This window comes from Citreicoccus inhibens (genome assembly GCF_019039035.1).
In the GTDB taxonomy this organism is placed as follows: Bacteria; Myxococcota; Myxococcia; order Myxococcales; family Myxococcaceae; genus Citreicoccus; species Citreicoccus inhibens.
The window spans coordinates 205,104-220,500 of sequence record NZ_JAHNZT010000003.1; the positions used below are offsets into that span (position 1 = coordinate 205,104).

12 protein-coding genes are annotated in these 15,397 nt (G+C 72.2%); 5 read left to right on the forward strand and 7 right to left on the reverse strand.

Annotation, left to right across the window (positions count from 1 at the left end; all coding sequences use genetic code 11):
* Positions 1-251 precede the first annotated feature (251 nt).
* A complete protein-coding gene (locus KRR26_RS05465; RefSeq protein ID WP_217079266.1) occupies positions 252-1,433 on the reverse strand; it encodes a TfuA-like protein in 1,182 nt (393 codons plus the stop codon).
* The gene (locus KRR26_RS05470) at positions 1,430-2,599 is read right to left on the reverse strand and encodes a YcaO-like family protein (protein WP_217079267.1); all 1,170 of its coding nucleotides are present in this window, start codon (positions 2,597-2,599) and stop codon (positions 1,430-1,432) included. The genes KRR26_RS05465 and KRR26_RS05470 overlap by 4 nt, the downstream gene beginning before the upstream one ends.
* A gap of 117 nt (positions 2,600-2,716) precedes the next feature.
* Here KRR26_RS05470 and KRR26_RS05475 point away from each other — a divergent pair, with 117 nt between their 5' ends.
* Entirely contained in the window at positions 2,717-3,196 is a 480-nt protein-coding gene (locus tag KRR26_RS05475) for a peroxiredoxin (protein ID WP_120201488.1), read from the forward strand.
* Positions 3,197-3,201: 5 nt separating this feature from the next.
* Here the strand turns inward: KRR26_RS05475 and KRR26_RS05480 are convergent, their stop codons facing one another.
* On the reverse strand, positions 3,202-3,780 hold the full coding sequence (locus KRR26_RS05480) for a TIGR02265 family protein (protein ID WP_217079268.1): 579 nt from the start codon (positions 3,778-3,780) through the stop codon (positions 3,202-3,204).
* A gap of 222 nt (positions 3,781-4,002) precedes the next feature.
* Here KRR26_RS05480 and KRR26_RS05485 point away from each other — a divergent pair, with 222 nt between their 5' ends.
* The 3 genes from KRR26_RS05485 to KRR26_RS05495 are packed head-to-tail and all read left to right on the forward strand — an operon-like array spanning position 4,003 to position 5,629.
* Entirely contained in the window at positions 4,003-4,584 is a 582-nt protein-coding gene (locus tag KRR26_RS05485; RefSeq protein WP_120201492.1) for an RNA polymerase sigma factor, read from the forward strand.
* Positions 4,584-5,114: a zf-HC2 domain-containing protein gene (locus tag KRR26_RS05490; RefSeq protein WP_236068347.1), complete on the forward strand. Its 531-nt coding sequence runs from the start codon at positions 4,584-4,586 to the stop codon at positions 5,112-5,114. The genes KRR26_RS05485 and KRR26_RS05490 overlap by 1 nt, the downstream gene beginning before the upstream one ends.
* A complete protein-coding gene (locus tag KRR26_RS05495) occupies positions 5,111-5,629 on the forward strand; it encodes a hypothetical protein (protein ID WP_217079270.1) in 519 nt (172 codons plus the stop codon). Before KRR26_RS05490 ends, KRR26_RS05495 begins: the two co-directional genes overlap by 4 nt.
* A 24-nt stretch (positions 5,630-5,653) precedes the next feature.
* Here KRR26_RS05495 and KRR26_RS05500 read toward each other — a convergent pair whose 3' ends face one another.
* A complete protein-coding gene (locus KRR26_RS05500; protein ID WP_217079271.1) occupies positions 5,654-7,045 on the reverse strand; it encodes a glutamate decarboxylase in 1,392 nt (463 codons plus the stop codon).
* 202 nt (positions 7,046-7,247) lie between these two features.
* A complete protein-coding gene (locus KRR26_RS05505; RefSeq protein ID WP_217079272.1) occupies positions 7,248-8,405 on the reverse strand; it encodes a serine/threonine-protein kinase in 1,158 nt (385 codons plus the stop codon).
* A 254-nt stretch (positions 8,406-8,659) separates the two neighbouring features.
* On the opposite strand from KRR26_RS05505, the gene KRR26_RS05510 reads away from it, so the two are divergent.
* Complete coding sequence (locus KRR26_RS05510) at positions 8,660-9,382, forward strand: outer membrane beta-barrel protein (protein WP_120201498.1); 723 nt, start codon at positions 8,660-8,662, stop codon at positions 9,380-9,382.
* 58 nt (positions 9,383-9,440) lie between these two features.
* On the opposite strand, the gene KRR26_RS05515 is transcribed toward KRR26_RS05510, so the two are convergent.
* Together KRR26_RS05515 and uvrA are read right to left on the reverse strand one after the other, a co-directional pair.
* A complete protein-coding gene (locus KRR26_RS05515) occupies positions 9,441-9,998 on the reverse strand; it encodes a glutathione peroxidase (RefSeq protein WP_217079273.1) in 558 nt (185 codons plus the stop codon).
* Positions 9,999-10,032: 34 nt separating this feature from the next.
* The gene (gene uvrA / locus KRR26_RS05520) at positions 10,033-15,327 is read right to left on the reverse strand and encodes an excinuclease ABC subunit UvrA (protein ID WP_217079274.1); all 5,295 of its coding nucleotides are present in this window, start codon (positions 15,325-15,327) and stop codon (positions 10,033-10,035) included.
* Positions 15,328-15,397: the final 70 nt, after the last annotated feature.

The window sequence follows — 15,397 nt, forward strand, 5'->3', positions numbered from 1 at the left end:
CCACCGCTCCAGTCCCCATCTGCGGGCCGGCATCCGACTCCCCGACATGGCGGCGGGCGCGCGCCACCCACGCCCACCCAGGCGTCGGTACGTTCGCGGGAACCACCCAGGAAGCGGGTCTCATCGAAGGAAACCTCCGAGGTTGACCCTATCTATTCATTCGGGCTTGTCACGTTTTCTTCACCACCTGCCAGGATGGGTCACCGCGCGAGCGGACCCAACCTGCTGGGATCTTTTCGAGCCGGAATGCCTCAGTCCACGTCTGCCGAATCAGGGGTTTGCGCGTCGGCCTCGGCCAGGGCACGGGCCGCCTTCTCCCAGTGCCCGCGAAGTCGGGTCTCGGTGGCCAGGGCCTCGTCCCAGGAGGGGCCATCCGGCAGCAACCGCGACGCATGCGCCAGCGCGAGCCGCTCCAGGGCGAGTTCCTCGCACAGCCGCCGCACGCCCGCGCCGTCCAGGCCGCTGGCCGCGAGGAACGCGGCGCGTCGAGCCGGACGCACGCCCCGCTCTCGCCACCACGCGGCCTCCTCGGCGGCCAGTTCCTCGTCGGTGGCGGACAGGCCCAGGGTCCGCGCCCAGGCCGTGAGCAGCGCCCGGCGCAGCCCCGCCTCCGCCCACGCCGAGGCGTCCGGCGCCCGACGCAGCAGGTCCAGCACCCGCGCCGATTCCACCGCCCGTCCGCCCACCCGCGTCACGTCCTCGAGGAGCCGGCGCCGACGCACCAGGGAGGACGGGTTGCGGCGAGTCCCCGGGGTCGGAGCGGGCGCCGAGGCGGCGAACTCGCGCGCGGCCTGAAGACAGGCGATGGCGTCCCTGCGCTTGAGGTCCTCCACGCCGCGCGCGAACCACGCCTCCCACGCACGCCGCGAGGCCGCGGACCACGCGGGCCGCACCGCCTCCATCACCCGAGGCCAGGTGCGGTCCTGGTAGAACAACCCGCCCGCGGCCTCCACCAGCGCGCGCGCCGCCGCGGGGCCGAGCGCACGGGCCTTGCGCGCACAGGCCGCCGCGTGCCGCACGTTGACGAGCGGCAGCGTGAGCGGGCGCCAGTCATGCTCGGCGTCGGCGTGGAGCAGCGCCACCTCCGCGTCGTCCACCACGTCGCCGTCGCGGTACCACGCGAAAACCTGTCCCACGCCCACCATGCCGTGCGGGGCCAGCTCCGCGGCGCGCAGCGCGCCCATGCTGGAGGCCCCGAAGACGGCCACGCCCTCTTCCATCGCGGCCAGCAGCTCGTGGTGCCAGACGGAGGGTTGCGACTCGAAGACACCGTCGATGAGCGCGATGACGCGAGGCCGCAGCGACATGGCCCGCCACACGTCGCCCTGCCGCGCGGGCGGCAACACCGTGCAGCCCGGCGCGAGCCGCCGCGCCTCCGCCGCAGGCAGCGACGGCCCCAGGAAGACCACCAGTTCCCCATCGCGACGCTTCACAGCAGCTCCGAGACCCGCATGCCCGGGATGATCACCTTCCACACGTTCAGCCCGGGCACCGGCGCGTCCATCGCCACGCCGGCCACCTCCCGGAAGCCGGCCCGGGCCATCCGCCCGAGCACCCGCTTCACCTGGGCCGCCACCGGACGCGCGGCCTCGGCCGGCAGGTCCGGCACCTCGCGCGGCGCCCGCTTGGGCACGACCTCCGCGAGCGCCTCCGCGAACCCCAGCGCGGCCTCGCGATCCGTCGCGGCCACGTCCTCGCGGGCGCCGTGGATGTCCGTCAGCCGCGACTGCGCCGCCTCCAACAACGCCTTGCACAGCGCCTCATCGCGCCGGAGCGCACAGGCATACCCCGCGGTGAGCGGCACCGGCCCGCCGTCGCGGTCCACCAGCACCGCCGCCGCCACGGGCAACCCCACCGTGCCGGGCATGCGCCCTGTCGGGGTCGCATCAAACAGGTAGGCGTCGAAGCCCCGCTCCCGCAGCGACGCCACCAGCTCCGCCGCGCGCGGGGCCGCGGCCTCCAGCCCCTTGGGCTGCAAGAGCCGCCGCGTCACGCCCTCCTCCGTCCAACCGTCCGGCAGCGCCCGCGCGAGCTGATCCCGCTCGATGGCCTCGCACAGCGCATGGAGCAGCGCGCGCGAGGACTCCGGATGCGCGCCGGATCCATTGCTCGTCCACGCCACGGATACGGGCCCCAGCGCCGTCGCGCCCGCGGGCGGGCAGTACACGCCTTGCGCGGGCACCCACACCGACGCGCCCGAGCCCAGCTCCGTGGCCTCGCGCCACGCGCAACTCACCTGGTCACTCCACAGCCGAGGCACCACCAGGGCGCCCGCCGAACCCAGCCGGTCCGCGCCCCACAGCGTGCCCAGCCGCCCTTCCAGGTGGGCCCGCGCGCCCCACCGCAGGCGCTCCTGGGGCACCGTCTCCGCCGCCCACAATTCCGCCGTCTCCAGCAGGGCGCCCCAGGCCGCCTCGGCGAACGAGCGGCCTTTGCCATTGCACACCTGGAGCACGTGGCCGCCGGGGCGCACCGCGCACGCCACCTCGACACCCGTGCGGTCAAGCCCCGTGACGCGCGCCACACGTGTGACCCCCAGGGCACGGGCCAGTTGTTGGGCGGAAGGCTGCGGGGCGGGGACGTCCCTGGGAGGCGACACGGCGGCGGACCTTAGTCAGAAAACTTTCCGCCTGACACACGCGCGAATGCCGTCGTCGGAACGTGCGCGAAACGTGGTAGGGGTGGCCCGCCGGGTTGCCCCAGGAGCCGGAACCGCATGATTGCCATTGGAGACCTCGCGCCGGACTTCGCCGCGACGGACTGTCACGGGCAGCCCGTGCACCTGTCCGCCCTGCGCGGGCGACGCGTCGTCCTCTTCTTCTTCCCCAAGACATTCACCATCGGCTGCACCATCGAGAACCGGGCGTTCCGAGACAACCACGAGCTGATTCGAGGGCTGGGCGCGGAGCTCGTCGGCGTGTCGGTGGACACCGTGAAGACGCAGTGCGAGTTCGCGCAGCAGGAGGACATCCACTTCGCCCTGGTGGGCGACGAGGACCGGCGCATCAGCCGCGCCTATGACGTGCTGTGGCCCGTGCTCAACGTGGACCGGCGCGTCACGTACATCCTGTCCCCCTCGGGCATCGTGGAGCACATCATCCACCACGAGGTGCGCGTGTACCGTCACCTGGACGACGTGCTGCGCTACCTGCGCCAGCACCCGCTGCCCGCGGCAGACGAGCCCGCGCCGGCCTGAGCCCCTCAGCGCCACGCGCAGGTGTATTCGCAATACGTCGCGCCCAGCGCTCGGCACACCGGATGGGCCACCCGCACCTCGCGCCCGCCGGACAACTCGATGGCGCGCGCGTGCCAGCCGACCACGGTGAGGCAGTCCGTGGCGGTGACGCTCTCCGCGCCGAACGTGCGCAGCACCGCGGACTGAGCGCCCGTCCTCTCGTACTCGCGCGAGCCCACCGCGTAATAGGAGCGGTAGATGCGCGGCGCCTGGCTCAGGAGGAAGTGCGGATCCCCGGGCCTGAGGAAGACCTGGTGCGCGCCGTGGAGGTTCTCCTCGGCGGACGCGCGGCCCATGTCCAGGAACGCGCGCGGGGTGTCCTCGGGGGACACCACCTCGGCGATGGTCGCATCCAGGCGCAGGTTCAGCGCCAGCGGGTACCACGCCGCGGGCACCAGGAGCGTGCGCAGGATGGCCTGGTCCTCCGGGGGGAGGCGCCGGAGCACCTCGTCCACGCGGGCCTGTCCTCCCCACTGGCGCAGCATGTTCAGCCGGGAGACGAGCACGCCTCCCTTGATGCGTGAGCCTGTCCCTGTGGCGTCCATGCCCCCTCCTCGGGTCCAGCGAGGGTCCGGCGGAGTGTCCCCGAGCGTCCGGACAGGCGGCAATCACCCTGCCTCCCCGTCCCATCCAACGTGCGACAGTGGCCATTCTTCGGCGCTGGGGCGGCGCGGAAATGCAGCGGAAATAACCTTTTGCCCCCATGGCGGGTTGAAGGCGGCGTGAGTGGCACACACCCAGGGCTGGCGGCGGTGGTCGGAGGTCGGATGGATCCGCCCTCCGACGAAGCCCTGTGTGAGGCCTTCCTGGCGGGTGACGCGGCGGCGTTCGGCCGGCTGGTGGAGCGGCACCGCACGCTCGTCCTCTCGCTGGTGCGCCGCTACGTGACGCGGCCGGAGGACGCCTCGGACCTGGCGCAGCAGGCGTTCCTGCGCGCGCTGGAGTCCTCGCGTCGGGTGTTCGCGCGCTTCACGCCGCTGACGTCCGCGCCGTTCCGCGCGTGGCTGGTGCGCGTGACGCTCAACCTGGCGAAGAACCACGCGCGCCAGGGACTGCGGTGGCGGCCCGTGCTCGTGGAGGCGGTCGAGGACGACGTGGCCGCGGACGGCGCGGAGGGAGCGCACGAAGCGCTGGAGCGCGCCGAGCGGGCGCGGCGGGTGCGCGCCGCGGTGCTCACCCTGCCCCGTCGTCAGCGCGAAGTCCTGACGTTGCGGGTGGACGGGGAGCTGCCGTTCAAGGACATCGCGGAGACGCTGGGCATCACCGAGAACAATGCGAAGGTGCAGTTCCACCACGCGGTGAAGCGCCTGCGCGCGAGCGTGACGGAGATGAACGAGGGGAGCGCGTGATGGGTGCCTGCGCGGAGTACGAGGAACGATTGAGCCTCCACGCGGCCGGAGCGCTGGAGGGCGAAGCAGCGGCACAGGTGCGCGCGCATCTGGAGACGTGCGCCGCCTGTCGCGCCGAGGCCGCCGACGCCGCCGAGGTGCTGGGGCTGGTCGCCCTGCCCGCGCGCAGTCCCGCCGAGACTCGCGAGTGGGAGGCCCTGCCCGCGCGGACCCAGGCCGCGTGGCGCCGCGAGCGCTCGCGGCGGGACGGCTGGCGACGCGCAGCGGGAGGGTTCGTGGCCGCGGCGGCGGGCGTGGCGCTGATGCTCGCCTTCACGGGCCGCGCGCCGCTGGCACCTCGGCCGACGGTGGTGCCCGAGCCTCCCGCCGAGGACGCACCGCTGGCGCAGCCGGTGGACACGCAGACGCTGGCGGACTTCGAGGCCTGGGCGGGGTTGGAGCCGCTGACCGACGAGCCGGAGGCCGATGACGGCCTGCCCTGGGACGACGAGGACGGCAGCCTGGACCTGGACATGGGAGAGACGCTGTGACGACGACGATGCGAAGCGTGGTGCTGGCGGCGGCGGTGCTGCTGCCGACGATGGTCTGGGCCCAGGCGCCGATGACGCCCCCGCGGGAAGAGCGGCGCGAGGAACGCCGCGCGGAGCGACAGGAGCGCGCCGAGCAACGCAGCCGCCTGCGTCGCGTGCTGGAGCTGTCCGACGTGCTGGAGCTGGACAACTCCCAGGCGCTGAAGGTGGAGGACACGCTGCGGCGCTTCGATGAGAAGCGCCGGCCCTTGCGCGAGCAGGTGCGCGAGGCCGCGCGCACGCTCATCCTCGCGGCGCAGGGCGACCCCGCGGCGCTGGCTCAAGCCGATGCCGCGGCCCAGCGGGCCTTCGAGGCGCGCGCGCAGATTCTCGCGATGGACCGCGAGCTGTATGCCGCGCTGGCCAAGGAGCTGCCCGCGCAGAAGCGAGCGCGGTTGGCGCTGGCGCTCGCGCGCGCGGGCAACGGCCGCGACATGAAGCTCCCATGGAAGGCGGAGCGCGGGGGGGACGACTGACGCGCCGTCCCCCCGCCCCAGGCCTCAGTGGTGGTAGCCCGAACCCTCGGCCTCGGACAGCGACTTGGCCACCGGGTGCTTGCGGAGGAACTCCAGGCTGGCCCGGATGTCGTCCATCAGCATGCTCGCCAGGTCCATGCTGACGCCGTGGCGCACGAGGATGCGCTGCACGACGATGTCCTGGCAGTCCTTGGGCAGTGAGTACGCGGGCACCTGCCAGCCGCGCTCGCGCAGCCGGTCCGCGAGGTCGAACAAGGTGTAGCCGGGCCTGGCCCCGTCCTTGAGCTTCCAGCACACGCCCGGGATGCCGCCCTTGCCGTCGTAGACGATGTCGAACGGGCCCGCCTTGGCGATCTCCCGCGCGAGGTACTGGCCCACGTCCGAGCACGACTGCTGCACCTTGCGGTAGCCCTCGCGGCCCAGGCGCAGGAAGTTGTAGTACTGGATGACAATCTGTCCGCCGGGCCGCGAGAAGTTGAGCGCGAAGGTCGGCATGTTCCCGCCCAGGTAGTTCACCCAGAAGATGAGCTCGGGCGGCAGGTCCGCGCGGTCGCGCCAGACGACCCAGCCGCACCCCAGCGGCGTCAGGCCGAACTTGTGGCCCGACGTGTTGATGGACTTCACGCGCGGGAGCTGAAAGTCCCAGACGACATCCTTGTGGATGAAGGGCGCGAGGAAGCCGCCGCTGGCCGCGTCCACGTGGATGGGGATGTCCAGGCCCGTGCGCTTCTGGAGCTCATCGAGCGCCTGGCTGATGGCCTGCACGGGCTCGTACTGGAGCGTGAAGGTCAACCCGAGCGTGGGCACCACGCCGATGGTGTTCTCGTCGCAGCGCTTCAGCACCTCCTCGGGCGACAGCATCATCCGGCCGTGCGCCATGGGCACCTCGCGCAGCTCCACGTCGAAGTAGCGCGCGAACTTGTGCCAGCAGATCTGCACCGGCCCGCAGATGAGGTTGGGCTTGTCGGTGGGCTTGCCCTCCGCCTCGCGGCGCTTGCGCCACCGCCACTTCATCGCGAGGCCGCCCAGCATCGCCGCCTCGCTGGAGCCCGTGGTGGAGCAGCCCATGGCGTTCGCGGCCTCCGGCGAGTGCCACAAGTCGGCGAGCATGTTCACGCAGCGCGTTTCAATCTCCGCAGTCTGCGGGTACTCGTCCTTGTCGATCATGTTCTTGTCGAGGCACTCGTCCATGAGCTTGTGGACTTCCGGCTCGCTCCACGTCTGGCAGAACGTGGCCAGGTTCTGCCGGGAGTTGCCGTCCAGCATCAGCTCGTCGTGCACGACGGCGTACGCGTGCGCGGCGCTGTGCTCATCGTCCGGCATCCGGTACTTCGGCATCGCGACGGACAGGTCCGTGGACGCATAGACGTCATCGAACTCCGCGTGCTCCGCTTCGTCCTTGCTGTGCAGGGCCATGGTTCACCTCGTCGTCATCGAGAATCGCGCCCCGTGGGGCAGCACTCTTCAGGGTTGGGCTCGCGCCCTGCACCGACAAGCGACCCGCCCTGCGACGAGGCCCCGCGCGCGCCGCTCGCCCCCCCCAGGGGTGCGTTCAGCCGGGAGGCAGGCACGCGAGCGGACCTTCGCCCCAGCGGCCGGGGCTGGACAGGCGAGTGGCTCAGCCCTGGCGTCGCGCGGCCTGACGCCACGCCCGCAAGAGCACCAGGCCCACCCCGAAGCCGCCCACGAGCCCCAGCCCCACGAGCGCGAACAACCACAGGAAGACGCGATCCACCAACCGCGTGGCCCGGGTGAACGACTCCTCCACCCAGCCGCGTCCCACGCCATCGAGCTGCTCCAGCGTCGCCACGCGCTCGCTGTGCAGCCCCAGCATGACGGCGATGCGCTCGCGGCTCAGGTCCGCGAGCACCGCCTGCCGCTCCCCGGTGAAGAACACCTGAAGCGCCACGCGCTCGCGGGCCACCGCGGCCGTCACCGCGACGCGCTCGCGGTCCACCAGGGCGGGCAGGTCCGCCATCCGCTCCCCCATGCTGGCGAGGATGTCCACCGTGCGCGATAACTCGGAGACCGAGGTCCGCAGCGCGGGAGACTCCAGCGCGTCCACCGCGACCAACTCCGCCTGCCAACGCGCCTGGCGCGGCAGGCTCGCGGCGTAGAGGTCCACGCGCGCGGTGAGGTCCTGCGTGTCCTCGACGAGCCCCGCCGCGCTCTGCAGCAGCCCTCCGCCGGAGACATCCGCGACGTCCGCGAGCAGCGACGCGGTGGACTCGCGCGCGACGAGCGGCCCCGTAAGCGGGTGCGCCGTGGCCCACGCATGCACGCGGGCGCGCGCGGGCGAGACATCCGAGCGCCCCGTCACGTGTCGCCACTGCGCCTCGACCTGCGCCTCCATGTCGTCCAGCGAGCGCGTGGCCTGGGCGAGGAGCTCGGGCGAGGCGCGAGCCGCCGAGGCGGGCAGCGCGTCTTCCAACTGCGCGAGCAAGGCCCAGGCGTCCACCAGGGCCGCCACGGGGTCCGCCTGGAACAGCGCGCCCTGCATGGCGGGCACCGCGTTCGACTTGAACGTGAGCATGGCGCGCGCCACGTCCGCGGAGTCCGAGCGCTCGGCGAGGCCATCCGCCATCGCCTCGATGAGCCCGGAGAAGCGGCGCGCCAGATCGCGAACCCGCGTGCGCAGCACGCCCACGGACAAGTCCGAGCGCCCCACGCGCTCGGCCAGCAGGGAGCGAGGAGGCTGCACGGACGCGCACGCCGCCAGCCCCAGCGCAAGCACCACGCCGAGCACGAGGCGCGGGCTCCGGACACAAGTCGCCATGGGCGGGCGCAAGCTGGGCATCCGCGCTCGGCGCGCCGAGCATCCCGGGGGTGCAGGTGGACGTCTGGCACTGAAAGAAACCAGGGGCACGGTCGCTCCGCGCGACGCCCCGCTCTCCCGTTCGGCACTCCCCCCAGGGCGGTGGGCGACCTCGCGGGCGACCCCCATCCTTCCCGGCGCGAGGGCGGCGAGCGCCCTGCGTGCCTCATCGAGCCCGCGGGAGCGGGTCCGTCACGTCAACCAAGGAGCATCCCATGCGACTCACGCGCCTGCTGCCTCTCGGTCTCCTGGCGCTCGCGGCACCTGCCCTGGCGGCCTCGCGCTCCGAGGGCTCGACCGCGGCGTCCTCCTCCTCGGGCTTCACGGAGGAGGACCTGTACCCGACGCAGCGGTTCATGTTCAACGTGGGCGGCGGCGTGTCCTTCCCGCTCGCGGACTCCGCGGACCACTTCCAGGTGGGCGGCGGCTTCCAGCTCGGCGCGGGCTTCAAGTTCCTGCCGCGCCTGGGCGTGGAGGTCGAGTACGTCTACACGTCCTATGGCTTGAAGAACGACGTGCTCAGCGCCTCGGGCATCGACGGCAACCACACCATGCAATACGGCGCGCTCGACGCGGTGGTGGACGTGATGCACGCGCGGCCCGTGGGCGTGTATGTCATTGGCGGACCGGGCATCTACTACCGCCAGGTGGAGCTCAATCGGGTGGACGGCGTGGGGCTCGTCCCGTTCTGCGACCCGTGGCTCCTGGTGTGCTCGTCCGAGCCCGTGGCCGTCACCCAAGTGGTTGGCTCGCGTAGCTCCACGGACTTCGGTCTCAACGGTGGCGTGGGCCTCACGCTGCGCATCTACGGGCCGCTGCGGCTGTACGTGGAGGGCCGCTACCACTACATCTTCGGGCCCAAGTTCACCACGCTGGATGGCTCGACGAAGCGCGCGAACGGTGAGTACATCCCCATCATGTTCGGCCTGCGCTACTGAGCCCTGAGCCCGCGCCGCCGCGTCCCAGGGGCGCGGCGGTGAGCGGTGCAGTCGAGCGCTACTTCGCGGCGAGCGCGCTGTCGAGCGCGGCCTTCAGCTCGGCGCTGTCCGGCGTGACGGCGCTGGGGAAGGCGGCCTTCACCTTGCCGTCCTTGCCCACCACGTACTTGTGGAAGTTCCACTTGGGCGCGCCGTGGTCGCGAGCGAGGAACTCGTAGACGGGGGACTGGCCGTCGCCCTTCGTCTTCACCTTCTCGAACATGGGGAAGGTGACCTTGAAGCGCAGCTCGCAGAACTTGGCGATCTGCTCGGACGAGCCCGGCTCCTGCCCGCCGAAGTCATTGGACGGGAAGCCGAGGATGACGACGCCCTTGTCCTTGTAGCTCTCGTAGAGCTTCTCCAGGCCCGCGTACTGGGGCGTGTAGCCACACTCGGACGCGGTGTTGACGACGAGCACGACCTTGCCCTGGTACGAGGAGAGCTTCTCGGGCGTGCCGTTCAGTCGATTGGCGGACAGTTCGTGGAAGGACATGACTTTCTTCTCGGGAGCGCCCGCGATGGCGGCAGTGGACAGCGCGCCCACCGCGGCAACGGTGATGAGGAAGGAGGTCTTCATGGCGACGTCAGGATGCCGCATGCGCCGCCACATTTCACCGACCATCCGTGCGCGCCCGCGGTGACTCCGAAGAGAAGAGCGTCTTGAGCACCCGCCCCGTCGGCGTCTTGAGCTTCCCCACCTCGCGAGGCGTCCCCGCGGCGACGATGCGCCCACCGGCCTCGCCGCCTTCCGGCCCCAGCTCGACGACGTGGTCCGCCGCGGCGATGACGGCGGGATGGTGCTCGATGACGACGAGCGTGTCGCCCCGGTCCACCAGCCGCCCCATGAACGTGATGAGCTTCTCCACGTCACCCACATGCAGGCCCGTGGTGGGCTCATCCAACACATACAACGTGGGCTCGTGGCGCGCGCTCGCGGTCAGCTCGGCGGCCAGCTTCAGGCGCTGCGCCTCACCGCCGGAGAGCGTGTTGGAGCCCTGGCCCAGTTGCAGATAGCCCACGCCCAGGTCCGACAGACACGCCAGCGGCGCGGCCACCTTGGGGATCGACTGGAAGACGTCCTTGGCCTCATCGGCGGACAGCCGCAGCACATCGCCCACGGAGAGGCCGTGGTAGCGCACTTCCAACGTGGCCGCGTCGAAGCGCGCGCCGCCGCAGGCCTCGCACGGCGTGACGACGTCCGGCAGGAAGGACATCTCGTGGGAGATGGCGCCCTGCCCTTCGCACACCGAGCAGCGTCCGCCGCTGGCGGTGTTGAAGGAGAAGCGCGCCGCGGTGAAGCCGCGAATCTTCGCCTCGGGCGTGGCGGCGAAGGCGCGACGCAGCTCGTCCCAGAGGCCCAGGAACGTGGCCGGCACCGAGCGCGGCGTGCGGCCAATGGGTGACTGATCCACCGACAGCACCCGCTTCACCGCCTCGGCGCCGCGCAGGGCATCGAAGGCGCCGGGCTTCCCGGTGACGAGCCCCAGCTTCTCGCGCAGCGCCGGATACAACACCTGTCGGATGAGCGTGCTCTTGCCCGAGCCCGACACGCCCGAGACGACGTTGAGCCGCCCCACGGGCAGGCGCAGGTCCACGCGCTGAAGGTTGTTGGCGCGCGCGCCGGTGAGCTCCAGCCACTGCGTGGGCTCGCCACGCCCGGAGGGCGGACGCACGCGCGCGGCCCGGAGCGCGAGCGCCGTGGGCGAGCCGCCCTCCAGAACCTCCTCCGGAGCGCCTTCCGCCAGGATGTGGCCACCGCCTCGGCCGCCCGTGGGTCCCAGGTCGAGCAGATGGTCCGCGGCGCGGATGGTGTCCGCGTCGTGCTCCACCACCAGCACCGTGGAGCCGGTGTCCACCAGCGCGCGAAGATTGGCCAGCAAGAGGTGCGTGTCGCGCGGATGCAAGCCGATGGTGGGCTCGTCCAGCACGTACATGGCGCCGGTGAGGCCCGCGCCCAGTTGCGCGGAGAGCCGCAGCCGCTGCATCTCGCCACCCGAGAGCGTGGACGCGTTGCGATCCAACGACAGATAGCCCAGGCCCACGCGCTCCAGGAACTCCAAGCGGCGCAACAACTCCAGGCGCGACGGCTCGCCAATCAGGGCGCGGTCTCCCTTGAACTTCCACGCGCGCACCCGCGGGAGCATCGCGGCGACGGAGGCCTGCACCACCTCGTGGTAGCGCGCGCCCTCCAGCCGCACGCCGCGCGGCACCGGAGCCAGCCGGCTGCCTCCGCAATCACGGCACGGCGCCACCTCGCCCTCGGCCACGGCCGACGGGCCGCCCTGGACGCCGGTGCCTTCGCACGCCTCGCAGCGGCCCTGCTTGGTGTTGAAGGAGAACCAGCGCGGATCCAACTCCGGCACCGCCGTGCCGCAGCGCGGACAGGTGCGCTCGCTGGACAGGAGCGTCTCGCCCTGGGCGTTGCGCACCTTGAGGGCCCCCTGCCCCCACCCGAGCGTCTGCTCGAACCGCTCGCGCGGCAGCTTCGAGAGCCGGCCCTCGTACATGACGAGGTCGATGTCGTGCTCCCGCGTCTTGGCCAGGCGCGGCGGATCATCCGTGGAGGCAAGCTGCCCGTCCACGATGGCCGTGGTGATGCCCGCGCGCGCGGCGGCGGTGAAGACATCCAGGTACGTGCCCTTGCGCGAGCGCACGGCCGGAGCGAGCACCGTGCCGTCCCCCTTCATCGCCTGCACCTGGGAGAACAGTGCCTCGGGCGTGGTGGCGCCGATGGGCGTGTCATCCACCGGGCAGTGCGGCGCGCCCAGCTTGGCGAACAACAGCCGCAGGTAGTGCGCCACCTCGGTGACGGTGGCCACGGTGCTCGTGCCGCCCGCGCGCGAGGTGCGCTGCTCCAACGCCACGGTGGGCGGGATGCTGCTGATCCGCTCGACGTCCGGGCGTGGCAGCGTGGGGAGGAACTGGCGCGCGTAGGGCGTGAGCGTCTCCAGGAAGCGCCGCTGTCCCTCGGCGAACACCACGTCGAACGCGAGCGAGCTCTTGCCCGAGCCGCTCGGCCCGGTGACGACCGTCATCTTCCCCAGGGGAATCCGGCACGAGACATCCTGGAGGTTGTGCTCGCGCGCGTGCTCCACCTCGATGGCCGCGACCTGCGTGCCCGTGCGCCGCGCCTTCGTCGCGCGCGGAGCGGGACGTCCCTCGTCCCGAAGCGCGGCGGCGGTGGCGCTGCCCTTCACCTTCGCGACCCCGGCGGGGGTGCCCTCGGCCACGAGCCGTCCGCCATCGCGTCCACCGCTCGGCCCCAGGTCGATGATCCAATCCGAGCCGCGCATCACCGCGACGTCATGGTCCACCACGATGACGCTGCCGCCCTTGTCCACCAGCGCGTGCAGCGCGGCGAGCACGTGGCGCACATCCTCCGCGTGCAGGCCGGCGCTCGGCTCATCGATGAGGAACAGCGTGCCCTGCGCGGGGCTGGCGAGCGCGCGCGCCAGCTTCAGCCGCTGCGCCTCGCCCCCCGACAAGGTGGACAGCGGCTGGCCCAGCGGCAGGTAGCCCAGGCCCAAGCGCTGCGCCGACCCCAGCGTGCGTTGCAGCGCCGGGTCCTCGCCAAAGTGGCTCAGCACCTCGTCCACCGTCATCTCCAGCACCTGCGCGACGCTGAAGCCCTGGTGGCGGACGGCGAGCACCTCTTCTTTGAAGCGCCGGCCCCGGCACGTCGCGCACAAGAGGGCGACGTCCGCGAGGAACTGCATCTCCACCGTCTCGTAGCCCTCGCCCGCGCACGCCTCGCAGCGGCCCTTGTCCACATTGAAGGAGAAGTGCGCCGCCGTGAGCCCTCGCACCTCGGCCTCGGGCTCGGAGGCGAAGCGCTCGCGCAGGCGGTCCCACGCCTTGGTGTACGTGGCCGCGTTGCCACGCGACGTGCGCCCCAGCGGAGACTGGTCCACGAAGGTGATGGCCTTGACCCCCTCGGCGCCCTCCACCGAGTCCACCGCGCCCGCGGCCTCCACGTCCTTCTCGCCCAGCCGCCGCGCCAGGTGCCGATAGACAATCTCGTCCATCAGCGTGCTCTTGCCCGAGCCGCTCGGGCCGGTGATGGCGCACATCACCCCCAGCGGCACGCGCACGGACACGTCCTTCAGGTTGTGCTCGCGCGCGCCCTTCACCACCAGCTCGCCCTTGCGCTCGCGCGGCGTGCGCGGCGTGACGCTCGACTCCGCGAGCATCCGTCCGGTGGGCAGGTCCTTCTTCTTCGCCAACGCCTCGGGCGTGCCGTCGAAGCACAGACGCCCTCCCTGCCGACCCGCGCCGGGCCCCAGCTCCAACACCCGGTGCGCGGAGCGAATGACCCACGGGTCGTGCTCGAGGACGAGCGCGATGTTGCCTCGGTCCGCCAGCTCCGCGATGGCCTCGGTGAGCGGCGGCACGTCTCCGGGGTGCAGGCCCACGGTGGGTTCATCCAGCACGAAGAGCGCGCCCGTGAGCGACGTGCCCAGCGCCGCCGTCAGGGACACGCGCTGCGCTTCTCCCCCGGACAGCGTGCGCGCGGGCCGGTCCAACGTGAGGTAACCCAGCCCCACGCGCTGCAAGTAGCGCAGCCGGCTGGACAGCTCACGCCGCGCCAGCTCGCCTTGCCCCGTGGTGGTGCGCAGCGCGTCCAACCGGGTCAGCGCCTCGGTCAGCTCCAGCCCATGCCATGCCGGCAGGTCGATGCCGCCCACGCGCCACGCACGCGCCTGGGCGTTGAGGCGCCCGCCATGACAGCTCTCGCAGAGCGTGTAGGCCCGGTAGCGCGCCAGCAGCACGCGCACGTGCATCTTGTACGTGCGGCTCTCCATCCAGCGGAACCACGCGCGCACGCCGGGATAGGCCTTGCCATCGCGGTAGTCACCCTCGCCCTCCAACACCAGCTCGCGCTGCGCGGCCGTGAGCTCGCCCCAGGGCTTGTCCCAGGGGATGTGGCGCGCGTGGCACCAGCGCTGGAGCATGCTCCGCTCCCACTCGCTGGAGGCGCCGGACCACGGGCGGATGGCCCCCTGAGACAGGCTCAGCGCGGGGTTGGGAATCACCTTGGCCCAGTCGATGCCGATGATGCGGCCAAAGCCCTTGCACGGCGCGCACGCCCCCACCGGGCTCTGGTAGCTGAAGAGACCGGGGCGCGCGGGCTCGAACTCGCGAGCGCAGCGCGGACACACGAGCCCCCGGCGCAGCCGGCGCGGCGGAACCTCGGGAACGAGGAGCCACGCATCGCCCTCGGCGCGGGCCCACGCATCCTCCAGCGCCTGGGTGACGCGCGAGAGGTTGCCGCTCGACAGCTTCACGCGGTCCACCACCACCTGCGCCACGCCCGCCGCGTCCGTCGCCTCGGCCGGGCGCAGCGACTCCAGTTCACGCACCTCGCCGCGCACCACGAGCCGGTGATAGCCGTCCTTGAGCAGGCGGGCGCGCGCGTCGAGGAACGCCGCGGTGTCGGGGATGCGCAGCGGGAAGGTGAGCACCGCCTGCGCCTCCGGGTGCGCGGTCAGCGCGGCCGTGGCGGCCACGCGGGCATCGGTGCGCACGGCCACCTCGCCGCAGTCCGGACACACCGGCATGGCCTCGCGCGTGAACAGGGCGGACAGGTACGGCTCCACATCCGCGAGCGTGGCCACCGTGGAGCGCGAGCTCTTCACCGGCGCGCGGCGATCCACCGCGACGCCCGCCGCCACCGGCTCCAGCGCGTCCATGGGCGGCCGCTCCAGGCGCTCCAGGAACTGCCGCGCATACGGGCTGAAGCTCTCCACGAAGCGCCGCTGCCCCTCCGCGTAGAGGGTGTCCAGGGCGAGGCTCGACTTGCCCGCCCCCGAGACGCCGGTGATGCAGACGAACTCGCCCTCCGCGAGGTCCACCGAGAGGCCCTGGAGGTTGTGGGTGCGAGCGCCGACGAGGTGGGTCTTGTGCATTCGGGGCGGACGTTTAACGAGCCGACACTTCCGAGCCAAGGGCAAGTGTCATGGCAAGCAGTCGAGGGCC